The sequence below is a fragment of the Bacillus paralicheniformis genome (assembly GCF_002993925.1).
Classification (GTDB): Bacteria; Bacillota; Bacilli; order Bacillales; family Bacillaceae; genus Bacillus; species Bacillus paralicheniformis.
In genome coordinates this window covers 651,137-672,668 of the sequence record NZ_CP023665.1, presented here as the reverse complement: position 1 = coordinate 672,668, position 21,532 = coordinate 651,137, and the positions used below count along the sequence as shown (strand labels likewise).

The window sequence follows — 21,532 nt, the reverse complement described above, 5'->3', positions numbered from 1 at the left end:
TTTTCTATTTGAAGAATGACAGGCTTTTAAATTCGCTGCTGTATGTTTAGCGGCGGTAATCAAGATATCGCGGCTATGAATTTTGCTTTATGTCAGCTGAGATCATCCGAACCAAACTACATTGTATGAGATGGAACTATACAATTTCTGAACATCGGCATGTAAGCTGAAAATGGCATAAAAAAAAGACCGGCTGATCCGGTCCTCGTGTTTACATTTCATTCATTTTGTCCTTGATGAGTTTGTAGCGCTCATACTCCTTGATCGCTTCTTCTACATTCCCGGTTTTATTAAACAGCTGCATCTTGTATTGGATGATTTTATGATCGTACGGTTCGAATTTCTCGACCTGCAGACATATATCAAGCGCCCGGCGGTAGTCTTTTTCACGAATAAGGAAATCGACCAGTTCATAAGCTTTTCCAAGCCATATCCGGGCAAGCCGTGTCTTTTCGGGTTCGGCCCACAAATAACCGTGTTCCATAAAGTAATGGTTTTCGTATGCAAGCAGCAATTCCATGTGCCGGTTGATCGTCGCCATATGAATTGGAGGAGCCTCTTTCAGCGACTTTTCCCATTCGTCAGCATCCACTTTCACACCGGAAATCCGGAGGACATATCCGGTGTCAGTCTTCTCGATGGATTGGCTGAAAGGAAGCCTTTCGATTAACTTTCTGATTTGATAAATCGCCGTATACAGCTGGGTGCTCGCTTTAGAGACATCATGGTCAGGCCAGAACAGGTCGATCAACACGTCTTTGCTGATCACATGGCCGTGATGATGAAGCAAATATGCGTAAATTTCGCGTGCTTTGGACGTTCTCCACTTTACGGGTATATATGTTTTGACATCCTTCTCCGTTTTGTAAAATTGCAAACTCCCAAAACATTGAATGAAATAGTCTCCTCCGCCGTTTTCCGCGGAAGCCTTCAGCAAGCTGTTTTCTCTGATCCGTTCAACCGTCTTCACGAGCCGGACGTAATCGACGGGTTTAAGCAAATAATCCATCGCATTTAATTCAAATGCTTTTATGGCAAAATCGTTATAGGCCGTGATAAAAACAACCTGAATGTTTTCATTCATCGATTGAATCGCTTCAGCGAGCTCAATCCCGTTGATCCCCGGCATTTCAATGTCAAGAAACACCGTGTCTATATCCTGAATATCCGGATACTCCATAACATCAGCCGGATCTTGAAACATTTCAATGGATCGAAAACAATTTGTTCGTTCAAGCATATTTTTAAAATGAAGCAATGCCAATTCCTCATCATCCACAATTAACGCTTTCACGACACCCACCCCAATTTCATCGAGTCATCTGGAAATTATTATAATGATTATATCATGTCAATGGCCCTACTTAGTTGGATTCATTTTCTTATTCTTGTCGTTTATTAACATTTAAGAGTACAATATTCATATGGATTCGACAACACTGCAGCAGGCTGAATGAGGAGTGCTGATATTGAAAAAGCTATTTGTTTTCCTTTCGATTATTCTCGGCTATGCCGGCTTCTTTTTTATTTTCTTATTCATTAACAATCAACTGTCCGATCAGAATTACCCTGAAGCAAAGCAAGGAATCATCAATCTGGAAACATGGGATTTTCAGAAAGATGGGAACATCGCGCTCACCGGGGAATGGACACTCTATCGAAACCAGCTTCTCTCGCCAAAGGCGATCCATTCAGGCATTGGAAAAGCCCCCATTTATTCCGCTGTGCCTAACAATGTCAAACTTACCGATTCAGGAGAAAACGTGGATTACGGTACATACAGACTGATGATCCGGTCAAAGCAGGACAATGAGATGTTCGGAATCAGCACCTCTTTTATTAACAGCGCAAACCGAATTTATTTCAACGGCAAATTGATCGGGCAGAGCGGAACTCCTTCAAGCAAAGCGAATTTCAGGGCTCAAAACAGGCCTTATACGAGTTTTTTCGACATTCACCGCGGGGACAACGAGCTGATTGTACAATTTTCGAACTTCAAAAAAACACCTTCATGGGGAATAGAAAAACCGATTACCTTCGGAACGCAGCAGCACATTTTACACCAAAGCAAAATTTCTTTCTTTAATGAAACCAGCATGATCACGGCATTCTTCATTACCGGTTTATACTTTCTCGGCTTTTTCCTGCATCGAAAAAAGGATAAGCACTTATTCTTTTTTTCCACGATGTGTCTTCTTTTTTCAGTCATTGTGCTTTTAATCGGACGAGAACGAATGATCTTTCTTTTCTTTCCGTCTGTTTCATTCTCGGCTTTAAGCGTAATGAGGGCAACCACAATGGTGCTTGTCAGTATAGCGGTTTTTCTCTATCTCTATTTCGCTTACAGAGAAATCGTTTCGAAAAAATGGATAATCGGCGCGACTGCATTTTCTGCACTGGTTTTGTTGATTGATTTTATATCATGGGGTTTTACAGACCGTCTCGCATATGTATTGCATTCCGTTCTTGCCGTCACGACTTTGATTTATATTACGTATGTGTTTGCGATTGCTGCCCTTCGGAAAATGAAAGGCAGTCTTTATCTTACGATTGCAGCGATCTCAATGAGCGCATTCGTCATTTTAACGACCGTTTCTGCTTACAGCGGCAAAAGAGGCTTTTCGTTCAATTCGCTCTATGCCGTGCCGTCAATCATCGCTTTACTGGCGGCTGTTCTGATGATGGCGCAGCAATTCGCAGGCGCATTCCGCGAGAATGAAGTCCTATCCTTGAAATTGCTCAGAATGAATCGATTAAAAGACGAATTTATCGCCAAAACATCGCATGAATTTAAAACGCCGCTGAACAGCATGATTAATATATGCCAGACCCTTTTGGCAAGGAAAAGCAAAAGGACGGTAGAGGAAGAAAAAGAAAATCTGCAGCTGGTCATCCGCATGGGATACAGGCTCTCCAGCCTGGTGAATGACATTCTCGATTTGGAAAAAATGAAGCAGGGCATGCTGCAGATTCAAGCCGTTCCTGTCGATACCCATTCAGCGATCAGTACGGAAATGGGCTTCTATCGGCTGTTGTCAAAAAATAAACAGGTCCAGATTGTAAACCTGGTTCCATCCGGACTGCCGCTCGTCTTGGCTGACGAAAACCGCTTCCGGCAAATCATGACCAACCTGGTAGATAACGCAATCAAGTATACGCCGGAGGGACAAATTACGCTCTCTGCCGAGAGGATCAACCAAGAGAAGGTCAAAATCACTGTAGCAGATACAGGAGTCGGCATACCAAAGGCCGTCCGTCAATCGATATTCGAATCTTTTCAACAAGCAAAAAACCATAAAGATGACGGAGCCGGGCTCGGTTTAAGCATCGTCAGACAGCTCGTTCAGCTTCAAAATGGGGAGATCTGGGTAGAATCGGAAGAAGGGAAAGGATCGGCATTTCATTTCACACTGCCTGTCGCAAAGGATGACTCGCTTCTTGACGATAAAGTGAACATGCCTCAACAGCAAGCCGTCAGGAGTTTGCCCGATGTTTCAATCAGCACGCCGTATTATTCAAAGAAAATGGATGCTCCAACTGTTCTGATCGTCGATGATAACATTGAAAGCTTAAAAATTTTGGCCGATATGCTTGAAGGCGTTCCTTATCAAGTCATCGCAGCAAAAAGCGGCAAAGAGGCTCTCGAGGTCGCCTCCCGATCAAAGCTTGACTTGGTGATTTTGGATCTGATGATGCCCGATATGACAGGGTTTGAAGTCTCTATGAAAATCCGTGAAAGATTCACAATGGTGGAACTTCCGGTTCTCATTATTACGGCAGCCATCATCGATCATGATAAATACAAGGCTTTTCACGCCGGGGCAAATGACATTTTGCAAAAACCGTACAACTACACTGAATTTGCAGCCCGCGTTAAAAACCTGATCATGATGAAAGATACGGCAGCCCAAGCGACCAATATGGAGATGGCATTCCTCCAATCGCAGATCAAACCGCATTTTCTTTTCAACGTATTAAATACAATTATCGCGCTCAGTCATTTGGATATTGAAAAAGCGCGCGAAGTAACGGCTGATTTTACAAACTACTTAAGAATGAGTTTTGATTTTCAAAATACATCAGGGATGAGTTCTTTCAAACATGAACTGTCGATTGTGAATTCGTATCTTTCTATTGAAAAAACGCGCTTCGGCGATCGGCTGGACGTCATTTACGATATTGACGAAGACATTGACTTTGCCCTTCCGCCATTAATGATTCAGCCTCTTGTCGAAAATGCCGTCCACCACGGCATCAGCAAAAAAAGAGGCGGAGGCTGGATCAAGCTGACGGCAAAAAAAGAAAGCGAAAACCGCTATTATATCAAGATAGAGGACAATGGAATCGGCATGCCGCCGGAAAAACAACACGATATCTTTTCCTCTCATTTCACTCATAGCGTCGGTATGAAAAATATCAACCGAAGACTGAAGCACTTCTGCGGGAGCGAACTGAATATCGAGAGTGCGCCGGATGACGGAACCGCTGTCTCAATGGTCATTTCTATCAACGAATCGGCGGACGTCTCAGTATAGGTTTTAACCTGAAGATAATCAGAACGGCCTCCTCAGCTTGCCGGCAAAGTCGGCAAGCTTTTTTACGCAGTAAATCAGGTGTGTGCTTTCTCCCCTCTGTACAATTTGACCCTGTCCTTTGTAAGAACACGGCCTCTTTTTCTATACGATTCAATATGTTATAGTAGAAAACTGTTTTTACATATACCATAGGAGGTTTGTTCATCAATGGAAAATTTCAGCTATTACAATCCAACGAAATTGATCTTCGGAAAAGGCCAGCTTGAACAGTTAAGAAAAGAATTAAAGGAATACGGAAAAAATGTATTGCTTGTTTATGGAGGCGGCAGTATTAAAAAGAACGGTCTTTATGACGAAGTTACGCGCGTGTTGAAAGAAGAAGGCGCTGACATGCACGAGCTTTCCGGAGTAGAACCAAATCCGCGTCTTGCTACGGTTAAAAAAGGGATCGAATTGTGTGCCCGGCATGAAATCGATTTTCTCCTCGCTGTCGGCGGAGGAAGCGTCATCGACTGCACAAAAGCGATTGCTGCCGGAGCAAAATACGACGGCGACCCTTGGGATATCTTCAGCAAAAAAACGACAGCAAAAGACGCCCTGCCGTTCGGTACGATTTTAACCTTAGCTGCAACCGGATCTGAAATGAACCCCGATTCCGTCATTACAAACTGGGAAACGAATGAAAAATATGTATGGGGAAGCGATGTCACGCATCCGAAGTTCTCCATTTTAGACCCTGAAAATACGTTCAGCGTCCCGGAAAACCAAACGGTTTACGGCATTGTTGATATGATGAGCCATGTGTTTGAACAATATTTTCATAATGTCAAAAACACGCCGCTTCAGGACAGAATGTGCTTTTCCGTTTTGCAGACGGTCATCGAAACGGCACCGAAGCTGTTGGAAGACCTGCAAAACTATGAGCACCGGGAAACCATTTTATACGCAGGCACAATCGCTTTGAATGGCACGCTGCAAATGGGCTATTTCGGCGATTGGGCTTCCCATACAATGGAGCACGCCGTTTCGGCCGTTTACGACATTCCGCATGCGGGCGGCCTTGCGATCTTGTTCCCGAACTGGATGAGATATACGCTTGATACGAATGTCAGCCGCTTCAAAGCCCTTATGCTGAACATGTTTGACATTGAAACAGAAGGCAAAACCGATAAAGACATCGCGCTTGAAGGAATCGATAAGCTGTCCGCGTTCTGGACAAGCCTTGGCGCTCCTTCCCGCCTTGCCGACTACGGCATCGGCGAAGAAAAGCTCGATCTGATCGCAGACATCGCCGCTAAAGAAATCGAGCACGGCGGCTTCGCCAATTTCCAAAAACTAAACAAAGATGACGTACTCGCCATTCTCCGGGCTTCTCTATAACAACAAAAGGACGGAATCAAGTGATTCCGTCCTTATCTTTACCGCTCCCCCTGTCTTTCCCGTGTTAAGGCAAAAAAGGTGAAAGATCCGATCACAGCTGTAATAAACATGATCGCACCCATTGGAACGGCCGTTGTTTCATTCATTCCAACGAGAGGCGAAACGATCGAACCGAGCAGAAGCGGAAGCATGCCGAGCATCGCGCTTGCACTGCCCGCACGGTGTCCCTGGTTTTCCATCGCCAGCGTAAATGTGCTTGTCAACGTCATTCCGATGGTTATCATGTAGATAAAAATGGAAATGACAATCGCTGCAAGCGGTCCTTTCAAAATCGTCATCGTCAGGAGAACGGATGTCGCGATGACAGCGGTAATAACCGCGATCCGCAAGAGCTTCCTCTCATGAATGATTCCCCCGAAACGCCCGATGATAAAGCTTCCCGAAATAATGGCGAGGCCGTTAATGCCGAACAGCACGCTGAACACTTGAGGAGAAACCCCATAGATGTCCTGATATACAAAAGGGGTTCCGGACACGTATGCAAAGCTGCCTCCGTGAATGAAACCGACAGTCAGCGCATAGCCGATGAAAGACCGGTCCTTCAACAAGCTCCCCATCGTTTTGAGAGACGAACCGATTGAGCTTGGAATCCGTTTGTCAGGCGGCAATGTTTCAGTCAATTTCATTGAGATAACGAGCACTAGGAACAATCCGATCAATGATAGAGTATAAAAAATCGTATGCCAAGTAGCGAACGGCAAAAGCAGGATGGCTCCCCCCGTCATCGGTGCGACCATTGGCGCAACCGCGGTGATCACCATTAAAAGCGAGAAAAATTTAGAAAGCTCTCTGCCTGTAAACACGTCCCGTACAATGGCGCGCGACAGCACAATTCCCGCCGAAGCGGTAAAACCCTGTAAAAAACGACCAATGACCAGCATAATAATGTTCGGGGAAAGCGCGCAAAACAAAGAAGACAACGCAAATAAAAAGATGGATATTAATAAGGGCTTCCGTCTTCCTTGTGCATCACTGACCGGCCCAATAACGAGCTGACCAAACGTAAGCCCGATCAAACACGCTGTTAAGCTTAGCTGTACGAGCGAGGCTCCAGCTGATAAATCATCGGCAATTTCGGGAAAGCTTGGCAAATACATATCGATATTCAGCGGGCCCAGTATCGCAAGCATGCCGAGCAGAAAAGCCAATGCAAGGCGTTCCTTTCCTGTTGGATTATGGAGCATAGTATCAAACCTTTCTTTCAAGCTAGTAAAATATATTGTTTCATCATGAAATAAACTGGAGGATCGCAAAACATTTGTATATTGTAACATATTTTTTTGGCTGTGAAAGAGGATTGCTCATGACCGGTTAAGATCGGAGATCGAATCGGTCAGATGATTTATAATTGAAGTGAAACACAGGAAGGAGTTATCTTAACTTGAATGCAGTAAACACTGTAGGTTGCTTTACAATTGTGGAAAATAGCAAAGGAAAAATACTTCTGGTTAAAAGAAAAGATTATCCTGTCTGGGACTTGCCAGGAGGCAGAATGGAAAAGCACGAGCAGCCGGAAACATGCGCCATGAGGGAAATGGAAGAAGAATCAGGCTACCGTGTTTCTATTATGTGCAAAATAGGAGAGTACGATCAACCGCAATATCATGACATACAGTACATCTATTCAGGAAAATTACTAGGTGGGGAACCCATTAAACAAGGGCCGGAAACAGCAAAAATCGGATGGTTTCGCAAAGATAGATTACCTTTGTTAATGGTTCCCCATAGAAGAAAACAAATAAAAAATTTTACAAAACATCATAACAAACTAGTAAAAGAAACTTTAAAAACACCTTATTTGATTAGATTTATCACGAAATTCAAGAAATAACAGCCTCTTTTTATGTTGAAGCATTATTTCATCGCTTTGACGATAAGCGATGCCAAAGCTTCAGTCCCTTTCGGCATCAGGTGTACGCCGTCAGCGGTGAAATATTCGGGATGTTTCAGGGCTTCAGTATGCCAATCGACCAATGTCACGTTTTGACGGCTGTCCGCTTGCTTCCGAAGCGATTCATTCACCTTGCTCTCCCACTGACGGGGGACGCGCGTGTTCACGAGATAGACATCAGCGTTTGAGAACGCATCAAGCAAAGCGTCCATCTGACTGTCCGTAAAATAGCCGTTTGTTCCCAGTTCAATCACGACGGCTTTGTCCGAATGATTAAAGGAAGCGTAGGTTGATGTCAATTGAAGCGCTTCCCTCACTTGCCTTCCAACCTGACCGTCGATTGTGATTCCCGGAATTTTCTTACGCAGGCTGGAAGCAATGTCAAGCATGACCGAATCCCCGACAGCCAATACCTCTTTCTCGATATGATCAGGCTCTTTTTCCGCAGACTGCTCATCTTTTGTATTTGACGATTCATCCCCGCCGGCTTTCTGCCGGCTTTTAGTTTCATCATCTTTCCCGCTTTCAGCTTGTGCTTTCTTATCATCCTTCCGTTCTTCACTTTTGTCAGCCGGCTGATCCGCTGAGGCGCTTGTTTCCTCATAAGATTTGGAATAGGCCTGTTGCGGCTGTTTCTTTTCGTCGGCCAATCCCGACAGGCCTCCTGCAAAAATGAGGAGTGCGGCAAACATCAGTCCGATTGATATTTTGCTGGGAACGGAAGCGGTTTTCCATTCCGTGATCTTATCCAGAAAAACCCGGCTGACAAACGGTTTAAAACCGTCTTGTCGGATTGGCTTCTCGATAAAGCGATACGAAAGTTCCGCCAGAATAAACGTAACAGCGACCTTAATCGCAACATGCCAGAACACCGGATTTCCAATCTCTTGAACAGGTGTGCTCAGCACGATGACGGGATAGTGCCAAAGATAAATGCCGTACGACCTTTTCCCGATCCAGCGCAGCGGCTTCACGGAAAGGACAAACCCCAAGAAGCTGCTCGGATGACTGACGCATGCAATCAAAATCGCTGCGATTATGCTGATCAGAAGCATTCCGCCATGATAGAGAAACGGGCTGAATTCATCGACAAAATAAATGCTCATCATAAGCAGCGCGAAAGCGGCAAGCTCAGTTCCGTGCAACGCGTGCTTCAGGCTGCTTGGGAGCCTGTTCCCAGATAGTCTTTTCATCGGCCACACAAGGGCTAATGCGCATCCGATCAACAGCTCGAAGGCGCGCGTATCAGTCCCGTAATATACGCGGCTCGGATCGCCGCCAGGGACGTACAAGATGCTCATCCATACGGCTGAACAAAGCGCACACAGCACAACCGCCGCAGCCAGCCTCTCCCGCTTTTTAAATATGTAGATGCCCAACAGCAAAATGATCGGCCAGATGAAATAAAACTGTTCTTCAATCGCCAGTGACCACAAGTTTTTTAAAGGAGACGGCGATCCGAAACTATCAAAATATGAGAGGTCGTGAAAGATAAACCACCAATTGCTGACATATAAAAGAGAGGAGATCGCATCTCCCCGCACGGTATGCATCAGCTCTCTGTTAAACAAAGCGACCCATATGACGGTTGCGAAAATCATGAGCGTCGCCGCTGGAAGCAGCCGCCGTATCCGGCGCACCCAAAAATCTCTGAATGTGAGGGAAATGTCATTTCCATACGCCGGCAGGATAATCGATGTAATCAAATATCCTGATAAAACAAAAAAGATATCAACGCCAATAAAGCCTCCGTCGGCCCAGCTCATGTTGAGGTGGTAAGCGATAACCGCCAAAACGGCAAAAGCCCGAAGCCCGTCTAACCCCGGTATGTAACGGTGTTGTTGTGTCTGATCTCGCATGGTATTCCTCCAATGATATGTACGTACGGTTCTTCTTTATGTTTCGCGCCTTTTACGGCTCCGATATTATAGACGAAGTCAGGACCGTTTTTTGTTTCAAAAAATCGTCATTTTTATCTACCCTGAATGATGCCGTCTCTCTAGTATAAAAGTTTCAAGCTGAATATGGTGTTACAAAGTTGTAAAAAGTAAAAAATCCATGATTTCAGCGAATCATGGATTTTTTGACTAGCGGATGTAGCGGTCGCCGATCAGCAGGCTCGAAATCGCCTTAGTCGGAATTTCAAACTCTACCGCGCCCATATATCCGGGTGCGACTTCATAATCGTCAAATGAAATCACCAGTTTATGATTCTCTGTAATATAAAAATTTTGGTCGGCCTTGATTCGTTTGAATGGCTCGACTTCCTCGTCATTGATCCAATATATTTTATCAGGATCATCTTTCATTTGCTGTTTCATTTGTTCTTTAATGTTTTCGCTGATGGCCGTAATATACCGGTCGTCTTTAAACAAACTCTTCAAGGTAAGCAGAATTTCATTCTTTTTGTCAATGGTGATATAGCGCCGTTCGGTATAGCTGGACGCTTCCGTTCTTTCGACGCTTCGCCGAATCGAAATCAAATCCTTCGTATCCGTGACTGTCTCATAATCGCTGTAGATGCTGAGATGCCCTTTTTTATTCCGGGACGTCTCCTTCATGAATTCCCGGTAAAGCTGACGGCTTTCCTTTACATATTTCTCGTTAATGCCATTTTCAAGCTCCCGGTTATTCAAGCCGGACAGAGCCGGTGTTTTCACGTCAATACTCGATTCTCCATCTTTCTGTTTGATCTCGGTGAATGTGATGGCCTTAACGACCTTGCCGATGACGGGTAAACGCGACATGGCCTGGGCTGCTCCGGGATTGATATTCACGACGGCAGCCAATAGTACAGCCGCCGCGACAAGCGTTGATGCAGGCCATACCACCAGCCTTCTCTTCTTCTTCGGTTTATGCTGAAGCGCAGTTTCGACAACCTGATCCAGTTCCTTCGGAATGGGGACGTTTTGATATGCTTTTCTCAGCTGTTCCAATTTCTTTTCCATTAAGAAAGATCCTCCTTCGTCAATTGGATGCGCATAAGCTTCAATCCTCTGTAAAGGCGCGTTTTGACCGTATTCAAATTTTCGCCTGTGATTTCCGCAATCTCTTCCAGTTTGAGATCCTCAAAAAATCGCAGAACAATAATGGTGTGGTAGGGATGCGGCAACTCGTCAAGCGCCTCATGAAGGTCTGTATCCCGGTAGATATCTTCCTTGCCCTTGCTTAAAAATTCGATCGTTTGATCATCCATAACCTTTAGTTTTTTCCGTTTGCGCAAAAAATCGATTGCCGTCCGCACCAAAATTTTGTAAAACCAGCTTTTAATCGTATCCGGATTGCGAACAGAATCGACGGAATCGAGCGCTTTTTTGATTGATTCCTGGACAATATCTAAGGCGTCTTCTTGATTTTTCACATAGCTGTACGCCAGCCGGTAAAAGTCTTCTTTCCGGTCTGTTATGCAAGCGACAAGAGACGCTCTGGCTGCTTGTTTCTTCATTGCAATAAAGAACTCCTTTTTTGAATATACGTATATACGGCTGTTACATTAGGATAGACGCGGGAGCGTGAAAAATAGTTTGCGGACTGGTCATTCTTTTTAAAAATATTTTATCATCAAGTGCCGCCAATCTCGATTTCATTTATAATGAATAGCAAATTCGAAGGAGGTGATCACATGGCAAGCATCAGAATGCCGGATCATGCAGCGTCTCATGCAAAGCCTGTTATCGGAAAAGGCGATACTTTGCATGGGGAGGACACCTTCAATCGTCTAAAGTAAGCTTTTCTGGTATATGGTTTTGCCCCTTATTTCAAACAAAAGAATAAGGAGCTGGCAAAAATGGCTTATGTAAAAGCGTCCGCTGTTTTACCCGAAAAGCTGATATCAGAAATTCAAGAGTATGTTCAGGGAGAGACCATTTATATTCCAAAGCCTGATTCCGCCCGTCAATAATGGGGTGCTCGGTCAGGTGCAAGAAAGCTGATTGATAAACGAAACGATTCGATTAAAAAGCTTTCAAAAACGGGGATTCCATCGAGAGTCTGGCCGGGGAATATCACCTCTCCGTTGAAACGATTAAAAAAATTGTCTACTCAACATAAAAATGGAGCACTGGTCATGCATGACCAGTGCTTTTTGATATATGGCGAGTTTGTTTCTTAATCGGTTTTTGCATTTCTTCTCATCTGCGCCTCGTTTAATCTAAAAAAGAAAGGAGATGACGTCTATGGCTTTGGTAAATAATAGCGCACTGGTATTTTCAGGAACAAAGCTCTACTATGAAACGCGGGGATCCGGACCTTTGCTGCTGATGATTCACGGAGGGAACGGGGATGCTGATTCATACCCGATGGCCGAGCTCCTTGCTAAGCGCTACACGGTCGTCACCTATGACCGCCGCGGACACTCGCGGAGCAAGCTTGAATATCCAAACGAAAACTACAGGATTTCTGCACACAGTGATGATGCCTCCCGCCTGCTGGCTGAACTGTCCGATGAACCCGCCTATGTGTTCGGCTGCAGCTTAGGGGTAGTCATCGGGCTTGACCTGGCAATCCGTCATCCTGAACAAATCCAGACACTTGTAGTGCACGAACCTCCGATTCCGAGGCTGTTGTCAGGCGATGACCCCACATTGGGACTGGAAAGTCTGGAGAAGCTTGAGCGATGTTATCGACAAAGCGGACTGTCCGCACTAGAAGAGTTCGCAGCAGCGATGGGCATCACCGCATCGGCCCAGCCGCAGCAGTCCGCAAAACGGATGGAGCGGCTCATGGCCAACATCGATTATTTTATTTTATCCGAAGTGCCTGCTCTGAGAGCATACAGACCGGACACAAAACGGCTGAAGGCTTCATCGGCTGTCGTTGTGCCTGCCGGCGGCATTGATTCCAAAGGCTTTCTCCCGTACCGGTATGCGGAAGCTTTAGCAAATGAACTGGGAACAAAAGTTGTTGATTTTCCCGGAAATCATGTCGGCTGCTCAGTGTATCCGAAGGCATTCGCCGCGCAGCTGTTGGGATTTTCAAATAAATCCGCCATTCACGCGAATCGTCTGCCCGGTGATCCACTGCGATTGTTCGCTGACCAAAAACTCGATCACATTCGCGATGTCCTCCGGTTCACCGATGCGGCCGAGAGCAATCTGCTTTTTCAGCCCTTCGATCTGCTGCTCCGTTTTCCCTTCTGTAAACAGCTCTGTATTGACAGGTCCCGGAGCAATCGCATTAATTGTGATCTGCTTGACGGCGAATTCTTTTGCAAGCTGGCGGGTGAACTGTTCAACAGCTCCTTTTGTACCGGCATATACGCTGTATGTCGGAAACATCTGGCCTGCGACAGACGTGGAGAAGTTAATAATCCGTCCTTTCTCTTCCATGTAAGTCATCGCCTGCTTGCAAGCAAAATACGTTCCTTTTACATTAAGGTTGAACTGTCTGTCAAAATCGTCTTCGGTAACGTCCTGAATCGCTTTATAAATACTTACTCCCGCGTTGTTGATCAAGATATCCACTTTGCCAAATGCTTCTATCGTTTGATTGAATAATGCTTCAACCCCTGCGACGGTGCTCAGGTCAGCCTGAACGGCAGCAGCTTCACCGCCGTTTTGTATGATCTCTCTGACAACGGATTCCGCTTTTTCGGCACTGCTTGAATAATTGACTGCCACTTTGGCTCCGAGTTCCCCGAGCTGCTTTGCGATCGTGCGCCCGATTCCGCGGGAAGCCCCCGTTACGATTGCTGTTTTACCTTTGAGATTCTGCATGTTATATCCTCCGCTCAAGTTTGTTTATTTTAAAAAACCTTTTTCTATCAAATTCCAAACGATGTTGAATTCCTGTTCAATCGTCTCTCTCTTCCATTCATTCGCATGTGCGGGATGATGGAATCGTTCTGTTGCGTAAAAAATGCTCCTTGCCAATTCTTCGGAATCGTTTGAATTGGCAGGACAAACTGCGATGAGCTCGCTCAATTGCCCGATAATTTGATCAATGCTTTTGTCGACCAGCTCTGTACATTCATTGGTCACTTTAGCATACATCTCAAACAGTTCTTCATCTTTCCGGGCATAATAACGTTTCAGTTCAAACAATTTTTCTATATAAGCTTTGACATGTGATGCGCCCGTACAGGAAGTATCGTGATAAACATCTGCCAGCGGCTGCATAATCTTTTCATTCAGCCACTTCTCCGTGGCTGCTTCAAAAATCTCCTTTTTGTTTTTGAAATGGCGGTAAATCGTGCCGTGGCTGACATCCAATGCTTTCGCGACATCTGTTATCGATGTTTTGGCAACGCCAAACCGCCTTAACGTGTCTTCTGTTGCTGCAAGTATTTGCTCCTTTGTTAATGCCTCTGAGGAATTCTTCATCATTATACGGCTGCTTATTTTCGCCGTCCGGCCACCTCCTTTTCCATTATCATAGCAAAAGGAGTATCAAATGACAAAAATAAATATTTGTCATTTGATACTCCTTTATTTGTTCAATGAAACCTTAAAAAACCCGGCATTTCTAAAAAAATACAAAAAAAACGGCCACATAGCAGCCTGATTGTGCCGGCCGAACGGTACAAATCGTTTGCCATTGAACCGCCGCACCCGAATTGAAACCCTAAAAAAATATCTTCAATAAGTGCGGCAAACAAACCAAAAAAACAAGCGAACAAAAGCTTGAGAACAAATAAAACTGTAACGGCGACCCATGAAGCCCGTTTTGAAGCTCCACCTGCTTTCTGCAGACCTACAGCTGCTAACACAAGCGCCCAAACCGTAAAGATATCAAACACGCCCAATATGCTTTTATAAGGCTCGCCGGCCGAAAAAACATCGTGCAAAGATGTAAACGAAGTCCCTTCTGCCACATTCGCAAAACGATAAACTGTATTGTTTATCACGTCGCCAATAATTTTTGCAAAACCTACAAAACATGCCAGCGAAAACATCGTCACAAAGTTTGTTTTTCCGCCCCTATTGTCGTGATCAGCCATAATATTAAAGCTGATACAAACAAATAGATCCCCGTCTTTAAAAACTCCCATAATAGAATGATCATTCCAAAGTAGGTATACGTATCGGGGAAATCTTTTGAGAGATAAAGATTAGCAGATACAACCGATAAAACGAATACAATGAACATCGGCAGAGCAACCGCCGGCCGCTTTTTCATTCTTTCAAACTGCAATGCCGGGTTCGTGAACAAGCCGATTAATGAAGGCACTGGCTCTTGTTTTGTTTCAATTCTGTCATCCATACTTTTATTCCTCCATATGCGATATCCTTCAAAGTTTACATGATTGACCTTAAACCCAACTTAAACTTACCTAAAAATACGAGATCCAAGCTAAAAAGACCACTGCCGCAACAGATGGAAGCCTGTACTGTTTGTAAAAAACACAGAATGCCAAGGGCTCAAATACCCTTGGCACAGCGACTTATATATATCCTATCGAAACCGGCTGGCGCCGGCTGCATGCAAAAAGTCCATCGCTTTTCTGCTTGTAAAATGAATGACGCACTCAGCCGCCAGCACAATCAGTGTAATGGCCCCGTAAACGCCCATCGTGTAGCTGATATCGTATGGCAAACCGAATCCGCTTCGGCACACAAATGTGATGACATGAATAAATAGATTGGTAAAACAGAATAGATAGCTGCGAATCATCCAATTCCGGTGCTTGATAAACTGATTACGCCGGGCTTTGATGACGGAAATAACCGTGGCGGCAGGCCAATACATATTCACCATGTTAAAGGCTATGCTGACGGCCTTCCCTCCGGTAGAATGCGGTGCCATATAGCCTGACGACAGCGTCACAATTAGCACGCAAACGACGTAGAGCCAGCCGTTAAAACGGTGAATCTTGCAGCTTTTGGTCAACAAGGCGCTGGAGAAGTTGACAGCGCCCGAAGCCATCGCCAAACAAGCGGCAACAACGTGAACATACATCACCTTCAGCCAGACCGGGAGATGAAAGGAGTCCCGCAGGTGAGATTTATGGCTGAGAAAAGATGTTGATTGCGGATCAAGAATTAAATTTTCAAACAAGGTATACAGAACATACACCGCGATTACGATCAGCATTGCCGAAAAAACCGATTGACTGCGTTGAAATTTCCTTTTGTTCAGCTTTCGTTCCTCCTAATACATCATGCTCTCTGAAATACCTATATTGTATCACGAAAGCGGACGTGCGCAGCAGCTTGGCATATCAAGCCCTCAATGACAAAACCTTCCCCATTAAAAACAGGCCAAGTACGATTTGTTGCTTGGCTCGGGCCTCCCGTTTTTCTGGAAAGCCGGAATAATTCTGTCATCTTTTGCGGCATACTTTTGAATGATGTCTCTGCTGAAATCGCGAGTCGATGACAATGGCTTCAACAATTTCAAGGAGTTGCCTCAGCACGCTGTCCAAACAGACGGATATGTATTTTGCAGCAGGTATGACAATACTTACGGACGGATTCATTCCCGCTTCTTATTCCGAACCAAATATGATTAATGAACAACGACCATTCTATAAAGATCTGGTTACAAAAAGAAGGATCAGTCTACTTCCACGCAAACCACCTCTTTACAAACGCATCAGGCGAATCTTATCTGTTACTTCAAATTTTAATGTTATTATAGATTTTAAAACATGCGGGGATCGGGCCTAAAAAATAAAAATGGAGGCATACATAAAGTGACAGAAGATGTAACTGACAACGATATACACGAACAAAAATTATCGAGAGGCCTGAAAAACAGGCATATTCAGCTCATCGCCATCGGCGGAGCGATCGGAACGGGGCTGTTTCTTGGTTCGGGGAAATCAATCCATTTTGCAGGAGCGTCGATTTTATTTGCTTATCTGATTACGGGAATCATTTGTTTTTTCATTATGCGTTCTCTTGGAGAACTGCTTTTATCCAATTTGGAATACCATTCGTTTGTCGACTTTGTCAGGGACTACTTAGGCGACATGGCGGCATTTATAACGGGTTGGACATACTGGTTTTGCTGGATTTCGCTCGCGATGGCCGATTTAACCGCGGTCGGGCTTTATACCCAATACTGGCTGCCTGATGTACCGCAATGGCTGCCCGGATTGATCGCCCTGCTCATTTTGCTGATCATGAACCTGGCGACCGTCAAGCTTTTTGGAGAATTGGAGTTCTGGTTCGCATTAATCAAAGTCATTGCGATATTGGCGCTGATCGTGATCGGCCTTTTCATGATTTTCAAAGGATTTTCCACCCATTCGGGCGCTGCCGCCTTTCACAACCTTTGGAACCACGGCGGCATGTTTCCAAATGGACTGCACGGTTTTCTCCTTTCATTCCAGATGGTTGTCTTTGCGTTTGTTGGCATCGAACTTGTGGGACTGACAGCGGGGGAAACGAAAGATCCGAAAAAGGTCATTCCTAAAGCGATCAACAATATCCCCGTCCGTGTTTTGCTGTTTTATATCGGTGCTCTCCTTGTGATCATGAGCATCTATCCGTGGAATGTCATCAACCCAAATGAGAGTCCGTTCGTCCAAGTCTTTGCAGCGGTCGGCATCATTGCGGCTGCAAGCATCATCAATTTTGTGGTGCTGACATCGGCGGCTTCGGCAAGCAACAGCGCAGTCTTCAGCACGAGCCGGATGATATACTCGCTTGCGAAAGAACATAATGCGCCCGGCGCTATGACCAAACTGACCTCCCGCAAAGTGCCGAGCAATGCGTTGTTTTTCTCAGCGGTCGTGATTCTGATTGGCATCATGCTGAACTATATCATGCCTGAACAAGTGTTTACGCTGATTACAAGCATCTCGACGATATGCTTCATCTTTATTTGGGGAATCACCGTCATTTGCCATTTGAAATACCGCAAAACAAGACCGGATTTAGCGAAAACAAACAAATTCAAGATGCCGCTTTACCCGTTTTCAAATTATGTGGTTCTCGGTTTTCTTACGTTTATCCTCATCGTCCTTGCACTGGCGCAGGACACCCGCGTTGCCTTATTTGTCACGCCGGTTTGGTTTATCATGCTGATCGCGATTTACAAGCTGAGGAAACCTAAGTCACAGCAAGTGTAGAAAAATGCGAATCGCCTGCAAAATGTTCTGCAGGCTTTTTGTATGGCTCATCATGTAAAATAAAAAAGATAACAGCTTGATCGCCTACAATTTCAATGGTCAGCCGCTTAGGCAGAAAGGGGAAAACAGATGAAAATCAATCAAATTGTAGATTTGTCGGTATCGTTAAGAGGTGATATACCGTCTGATCCGCCGGGGTTTGTCCCTGAAATCGAATATGCGGATCATAAGCAAGGAGCTAAACAGATGGTCCAGAGCTTTCCCGGCCTTTCCTCGCAAGATCTTCCCGGGGGAGAAGGCTGGTCGCTGGAAAAAGTGAAGATGTCCACGCATGCCGGAACGCATATCGACGCTCCATATCATTACCGTTCTGTTACAGACGACGGCAAGCGGATGATGACGATTGATGAAGTGCCGCTTGACTGGTTTCATGGCCCTGGCGTTAAACTGGATTTCAGACATTTGAAAGACGGGCATATCGTTACCCCTGAAGAAATCGAACTGGAGCTTCACCGCATCAATCATAAACTCGCGCCCGGCGACATTGTTCTTGTGAATACGTCGGCTGGCGCCAAATACGGACAAAACGATTACCTGCACAGCGGCTGCGGGATGGGGCGTGAAGCAACTCTATTTTTAACGGAGCGCGGCGTACGCCTTGTCGGAACTGACGCCTGGAGCTGGGACGCTCCATTCAGCATGACCGCCAAGCGCTTTGAACAGGAAAAAGACCCATCCATTATTTGGGAAGGTCATTATTCAGGCAGCACCATTCCTTACTGCCAAATTGAAAAGCTCGCCAACCTTGATCAATTGCCTTCCACTGGATTTTACGTCATGGCTTTTCCGGTAAAAGTTGAAAAAGCGTCTGCCGGCTGGGCGCGCCCGGTTGCGATTCTTAGCGGTGAAAACGCATAAGAACGTCAGCAGCTTTTCGTTTGTGGGGATGCCGGCTAGACAGATAACAAAAATAAAAGCAGACATCAGCCTGCTTTTATTTTTGTTTTATATTCAGCCACAACACTTGCGTAAACAAACAATGAAATGAATACAAGAAACACGCGGCTCCAGCCATCACATTGAAGGTTCCCGATTTTTCATTGTTTGATTTCAACATCATGAAGAACAAACCGGAAAAGAAAAATCCGATAAACCAGCCGATTGGAATCTGGACAAAAGCTAAAATAAAACCAATAATCCCTATCGTTTGAAAAACTTGAGGTGCAAATTCGCGCAAAAGTATTCCCGCCCTTTTTCAGAAGAAATCCGCTCCCTTTTTTTGTATCATATCACATCTCCTCAACAAAATAAGGAAAACAAGTGAATCTTTTGCTATTCATGTTGAAGCCAGGCTCAATATTGATTTTTGTTATGATCTTAAAAAAGGAGGTTTGATTACCATGAATACCTTATGCCGCAGCAAACAAGCTCCATTTGAATACACCTTATCTCTTATAGGTGGTAAATGGAAAATGAGAATCCTCTATGAGCTGGCGTGTGAAAAAACGATGAGATACGGGGAGCTCAAACGGACTATGCCGTTAATCACCCATAAAATGTTAAGTTCCCAGCTGAAGGAGTTGCAAACTGACGGTCTGATTCACCGGGTGGAGATTTCTCAAAATCCCCTCAGAGTAGAGTATTCGTTATCAGACAGAGGACTGTCTTTATACCCTCTCATAGATGAAATGTGCAGATGGGGACAAAGAGAAGATTTGCCTTATGAGTAAAAAATACTTACTAAAAAGTGCGTACTTGTTTCCCGACGGGAGGGATTTTATACTGAATAAAAATTATTTGTAAGGAGAACAGGATGACAAAACAAATTTATATCATTCATGGCTACAGAGCCTCCTCAACCAACCACTGGTTTCCTTGGCTGAAAAAACGTCTGCTTGCAGACGGAATACACGCAGAAATTTTAGACATGCCTAATCCTCACCAGCCAAGGCTTAAAGATTGGCTTGATACGCTCTCTTTAAATAAGCACACATTAAATAAACATACTTATCTGGTTGCACACAGCCTGGGGTGCGCCGCCGTTCTGAGGTTTTTGGAACAAACGCAATTGCGTCAACCACTTGGCGGAATTCTGCTCGTTTCCGGCTTTGCCAAGTCACTGCCCGATTTAAAGATGTTAGATGAATTTACCGAGGAATCGTTTGATTTTCAAAACATCATTGAGTCAGCTAAGCATCGTGCTGTCATTGCCTCTAGAGACGATCAAATTGTGCCATTTGCATGGAGCAAAGATCTGGCGCAACAAATTGACGCTAAGCTTTACGAAGTTCAACACGGGGGGCACTTTTTAGAAACTGACGGATTTACTTCTTTGCCGATTGTTTATGATGTTTTAAACTCCTATTTCTCAAAAGAAACTTGCTAAAAACAATAAAGGATATTCGGATTTTAGGGCGGCAAAGGGCTTAGAAGCCGCCCTTCTCCAATTTCTTAATAAGTGTGGAAAAAATCGATGCCAAAGTTCCCTGTTTTGAAGTGGTCTGTTACGTCATGCCAATTGAAAATGTGTATAATATAGCTTTGTTGAAGGCACTTGAATGAAAGCGCGTTATGTTTCTTGTAAAGGCTTAGCACTTAAAGCTTCAAAATGAGTCATCTCTAATTTAGATCAGGGATATTACCTAACCAAGTTCCCAAAAGAAATGAATCCCGTTCATTGATATATCTTTCACGCATAAGGGTACACCTATTTGTATTGGTTTTAAGAGAGCATAACTTTTTTATCAACCTTACATTCCTTTAATGATGTCGCTAAGCGAGTTATTTAATTCAATAAACTGTTTCTCTATAGGTGTAAATTTATGATTTAGTCGTGTAATGAAATATAAATCGACGTATCTATAAGGTGATGGAACTTCTAAATAATGATGGATATTGTAGCGATCTGCTATGCGCTTTGATACTAAGGAAATTCCCATACCCATCAATGCAAATTGCACTAAGGATTCTGGATCGCCCACTTCAATGATTTCCCCCTGTTGGATGTTCGAATCTTCAAAAATATGACATAATAATGTTAGATACAAGCACTTATCTGATAATACAAGTACGTTTTTTCCGTTTATATAATCATCAAATCTCGTATATTGATCTATACCTTGGCCTATGATCACCAATTCTTCATATCCCACTTTTTGATAACTTATCTTTTTATTGTTTAGCGATCCAATCGTATAAGCAACATCGATTTTTCCAAGGAGAACTTGATTTTCAATATATTCTGTTGAACCTGTTTTTAATGTTACCGATAAATCAGGATATGTATGATAAAGCTTATTTAAAGCACTTGAGAATTGAGTTCCACCAACAGATATCATCGTGCCAATACGGAGTTTTTCATCGTGTTTTTTCATGATGTTTTCGGTTTCTTCCCAAACGAACAAGATTTTCTTGTATTGATGATATAATTTTTCTCCCTCTTTCGTTAGTTTGACTCCTTTTGAATTTCTGATAAACAGTTGTTGATGATAATGAGTTTCGATTTTTTTTATTTTCGCAGTCATATTGGATTGAAGGTGATTCAATTTAATTGCAGCAGCAGATATGCTTTTTAATTCCGCCACTGAAACAAAAGCTTTCATGTTTTCAATATCCATTCATATTTCAACCCCCATCAAAAAAAGTGATATA

The 21,532-nt window shown here is 44.2% G+C and carries 19 protein-coding genes and 4 pseudogenes; 10 read left to right on the top strand and 13 right to left on the bottom strand.

From position 1 onward, the window contains the following. Positions 1-211: 211 nt before the first annotated feature. Complete coding sequence (locus tag CP943_RS03460) at positions 212-1,294, bottom strand: response regulator (RefSeq protein ID WP_026580611.1); 1,083 nt, start codon at positions 1,292-1,294, stop codon at positions 212-214. A 493-nt stretch (positions 1,295-1,787) separates the two neighbouring features. On the opposite strand from CP943_RS03460, the pseudogene CP943_RS22590 reads away from it, so the two are divergent. The 3 genes and pseudogenes from CP943_RS22590 to CP943_RS03450 all read left to right on the top strand — a co-directional run. Continuing rightward, a pseudogene (locus CP943_RS22590) lies at positions 1,788-3,362 on the top strand (sensor histidine kinase); the annotation flags it as partial. A 93-nt stretch (positions 3,363-3,455) separates the two neighbouring features. Next, positions 3,456-4,535, top strand: coding sequence for a sensor histidine kinase (locus CP943_RS22585; RefSeq protein WP_306453692.1), 1,080 nt, complete (start codon positions 3,456-3,458; stop codon positions 4,533-4,535). A gap of 207 nt (positions 4,536-4,742) precedes the next feature. Then, the gene (locus tag CP943_RS03450; protein WP_048349932.1) at positions 4,743-5,915 is read left to right on the top strand and encodes an iron-containing alcohol dehydrogenase; all 1,173 of its coding nucleotides are present in this window, start codon (positions 4,743-4,745) and stop codon (positions 5,913-5,915) included. Between the two features lie 38 nt (positions 5,916-5,953). Here CP943_RS03450 and CP943_RS03445 read toward each other — a convergent pair whose 3' ends face one another. Continuing rightward, positions 5,954-7,159, bottom strand: coding sequence for a Bcr/CflA family efflux MFS transporter (locus CP943_RS03445; RefSeq protein ID WP_023857816.1), 1,206 nt, complete (start codon positions 7,157-7,159; stop codon positions 5,954-5,956). A 197-nt stretch (positions 7,160-7,356) separates the two neighbouring features. Between CP943_RS03445 and CP943_RS03440 the strand changes: the two genes are divergently transcribed. Further along, on the top strand, positions 7,357-7,806 hold the full coding sequence (locus tag CP943_RS03440; protein WP_105980743.1) for an NUDIX hydrolase: 450 nt from the start codon (positions 7,357-7,359) through the stop codon (positions 7,804-7,806). Positions 7,807-7,829: 23 nt separating this feature from the next. Here CP943_RS03440 and CP943_RS03435 read toward each other — a convergent pair whose 3' ends face one another. The 3 genes from CP943_RS03435 to CP943_RS03425 form a co-directional block, all read right to left on the bottom strand. Then, a complete protein-coding gene (locus CP943_RS03435; protein WP_020450312.1) occupies positions 7,830-9,725 on the bottom strand; it encodes an acyltransferase family protein in 1,896 nt (631 codons plus the stop codon). A 228-nt stretch (positions 9,726-9,953) separates the two neighbouring features. After that, on the bottom strand, positions 9,954-10,814 hold the full coding sequence (locus CP943_RS03430; RefSeq protein WP_020450311.1) for an anti-sigma-V factor RsiV: 861 nt from the start codon (positions 10,812-10,814) through the stop codon (positions 9,954-9,956). Then, complete coding sequence (locus tag CP943_RS03425; RefSeq protein ID WP_020450310.1) at positions 10,814-11,311, bottom strand: RNA polymerase sigma factor SigV; 498 nt, start codon at positions 11,309-11,311, stop codon at positions 10,814-10,816. The genes CP943_RS03430 and CP943_RS03425 overlap by 1 nt, the downstream gene beginning before the upstream one ends. A gap of 342 nt (positions 11,312-11,653) precedes the next feature. Here CP943_RS03425 and CP943_RS03420 point away from each other — a divergent pair. Both CP943_RS03420 and CP943_RS22930 read left to right on the top strand, forming a co-directional pair. Then, positions 11,654-11,916: pseudogene (locus CP943_RS03420) on the top strand (CD3324 family protein). A gap of 116 nt (positions 11,917-12,032) precedes the next feature. Next, positions 12,033-12,761: pseudogene (locus tag CP943_RS22930) on the top strand (alpha/beta fold hydrolase); the annotation flags it as partial. Between the two features lie 78 nt (positions 12,762-12,839). Here CP943_RS22930 and CP943_RS03410 read toward each other — a convergent pair. The 5 genes from CP943_RS03410 to CP943_RS03395 form a co-directional block, all read right to left on the bottom strand. Next, a complete protein-coding gene (locus CP943_RS03410) occupies positions 12,840-13,580 on the bottom strand; it encodes an SDR family oxidoreductase (RefSeq protein ID WP_095292673.1) in 741 nt (246 codons plus the stop codon). A gap of 24 nt (positions 13,581-13,604) precedes the next feature. Next, positions 13,605-14,186 (bottom strand): TetR/AcrR family transcriptional regulator, encoded by a 582-nt coding sequence (locus CP943_RS03405; RefSeq protein WP_105981348.1) that lies wholly within the window; start codon positions 14,184-14,186, stop codon positions 13,605-13,607. 113 nt (positions 14,187-14,299) lie between these two features. Beyond that, positions 14,300-14,758 (bottom strand): YIP1 family protein, encoded by a 459-nt coding sequence (locus CP943_RS03400; RefSeq protein ID WP_245117823.1) that lies wholly within the window; start codon positions 14,756-14,758, stop codon positions 14,300-14,302. A gap of 2 nt (positions 14,759-14,760) precedes the next feature. Next, the gene (locus tag CP943_RS22785; RefSeq protein ID WP_249175954.1) at positions 14,761-15,066 is read right to left on the bottom strand and encodes a YIP1 family protein; all 306 of its coding nucleotides are present in this window, start codon (positions 15,064-15,066) and stop codon (positions 14,761-14,763) included. A 192-nt stretch (positions 15,067-15,258) separates the two neighbouring features. Then, positions 15,259-15,897, bottom strand: coding sequence for a DUF2306 domain-containing protein (locus CP943_RS03395; protein ID WP_105980742.1), 639 nt, complete (start codon positions 15,895-15,897; stop codon positions 15,259-15,261). Positions 15,898-16,498: 601 nt separating this feature from the next. Between CP943_RS03395 and CP943_RS03390 the strand changes: the two genes are divergently transcribed. Together CP943_RS03390 and CP943_RS03385 are read left to right on the top strand one after the other, a co-directional pair. Continuing rightward, positions 16,499-17,881, top strand: a complete 1,383-nt coding sequence (locus tag CP943_RS03390) for an amino acid permease (RefSeq protein WP_105980741.1) — start codon at positions 16,499-16,501, stop codon at positions 17,879-17,881. 129 nt (positions 17,882-18,010) lie between these two features. Continuing rightward, a complete protein-coding gene (locus CP943_RS03385; RefSeq protein ID WP_095292666.1) occupies positions 18,011-18,799 on the top strand; it encodes a cyclase family protein in 789 nt (262 codons plus the stop codon). 76 nt (positions 18,800-18,875) lie between these two features. Here CP943_RS03385 and CP943_RS03380 read toward each other — a convergent pair whose 3' ends face one another. Continuing rightward, positions 18,876-19,118 carry a hypothetical protein gene (locus CP943_RS03380; RefSeq protein ID WP_095292663.1) on the bottom strand — a complete coding sequence of 81 codons (243 nt, stop codon included), beginning with the start codon at positions 19,116-19,118 and terminating at the stop codon, positions 18,876-18,878. A gap of 163 nt (positions 19,119-19,281) precedes the next feature. Here CP943_RS03380 and CP943_RS03375 point away from each other — a divergent pair, with 163 nt between their 5' ends. Both CP943_RS03375 and CP943_RS03370 read left to right on the top strand, forming a co-directional pair. After that, on the top strand, positions 19,282-19,611 hold the full coding sequence (locus tag CP943_RS03375) for a winged helix-turn-helix transcriptional regulator (protein ID WP_105980740.1): 330 nt from the start codon (positions 19,282-19,284) through the stop codon (positions 19,609-19,611). Positions 19,612-19,694: 83 nt separating this feature from the next. Continuing rightward, complete coding sequence (locus tag CP943_RS03370) at positions 19,695-20,267, top strand: RBBP9/YdeN family alpha/beta hydrolase (RefSeq protein WP_020450297.1); 573 nt, start codon at positions 19,695-19,697, stop codon at positions 20,265-20,267. A gap of 40 nt (positions 20,268-20,307) precedes the next feature. Here the strand turns inward: CP943_RS03370 and CP943_RS23080 are convergent. Together CP943_RS23080 and CP943_RS03365 are read right to left on the bottom strand one after the other, a co-directional pair. Continuing rightward, a pseudogene (locus CP943_RS23080) lies at positions 20,308-20,448 on the bottom strand (ISL3 family transposase); the annotation flags it as partial. Between the two features lie 183 nt (positions 20,449-20,631). After that, the gene (locus CP943_RS03365; RefSeq protein ID WP_105980739.1) at positions 20,632-21,498 is read right to left on the bottom strand and encodes a LysR family transcriptional regulator; all 867 of its coding nucleotides are present in this window, start codon (positions 21,496-21,498) and stop codon (positions 20,632-20,634) included. Positions 21,499-21,532 lie beyond the last annotated feature (34 nt).

Bases quoted from the DNA above. Each gene is read 5' to 3' on its own strand.
- CP943_RS22585 (WP_306453692.1), top strand. From the start codon at position 3,456: ATGCCTCAACAGCAAGCCGTCAGGAGTTTGCCCGATGTTTCAATCAGC.
- CP943_RS03450 (WP_048349932.1), top strand. From the start codon at position 4,743: ATGGAAAATTTCAGCTATTACAATCCAACGAAATTGATCTTCGGAAAA.
- CP943_RS03445 (WP_023857816.1), bottom strand. From the start codon at position 7,159: ATGCTCCATAATCCAACAGGAAAGGAACGCCTTGCATTGGCTTTTCTG.
- CP943_RS03435 (WP_020450312.1), bottom strand. From the start codon at position 9,725: ATGCGAGATCAGACACAACAACACCGTTACATACCGGGGTTAGACGGG.
- CP943_RS03430 (WP_020450311.1), bottom strand. From the start codon at position 10,814: ATGGAAAAGAAATTGGAACAGCTGAGAAAAGCATATCAAAACGTCCCC.
- CP943_RS03425 (WP_020450310.1), bottom strand. From the start codon at position 11,311: ATGAAGAAACAAGCAGCCAGAGCGTCTCTTGTCGCTTGCATAACAGAC.
- CP943_RS03410 (WP_095292673.1), bottom strand. From the start codon at position 13,580: ATGCAGAATCTCAAAGGTAAAACAGCAATCGTAACGGGGGCTTCCCGC.
- CP943_RS03405 (WP_105981348.1), bottom strand. From the start codon at position 14,186: ATGAAGAATTCCTCAGAGGCATTAACAAAGGAGCAAATACTTGCAGCA.
- CP943_RS03400 (WP_245117823.1), bottom strand. From the start codon at position 14,758: ATGTTTTCGCTGGCATGTTTTGTAGGTTTTGCAAAAATTATTGGCGAC.
- CP943_RS22785 (WP_249175954.1), bottom strand. From the start codon at position 15,066: ATGGATGACAGAATTGAAACAAAACAAGAGCCAGTGCCTTCATTAATC.
- CP943_RS03395 (WP_105980742.1), bottom strand. From the start codon at position 15,897: ATGCTGATCGTAATCGCGGTGTATGTTCTGTATACCTTGTTTGAAAAT.
- CP943_RS03385 (WP_095292666.1), top strand. From the start codon at position 18,011: ATGAAAATCAATCAAATTGTAGATTTGTCGGTATCGTTAAGAGGTGAT.
- CP943_RS03375 (WP_105980740.1), top strand. From the start codon at position 19,282: ATGAATACCTTATGCCGCAGCAAACAAGCTCCATTTGAATACACCTTA.
- CP943_RS03370 (WP_020450297.1), top strand. From the start codon at position 19,695: ATGACAAAACAAATTTATATCATTCATGGCTACAGAGCCTCCTCAACC.
- CP943_RS03365 (WP_105980739.1), bottom strand. From the start codon at position 21,498: ATGGATATTGAAAACATGAAAGCTTTTGTTTCAGTGGCGGAATTAAAA.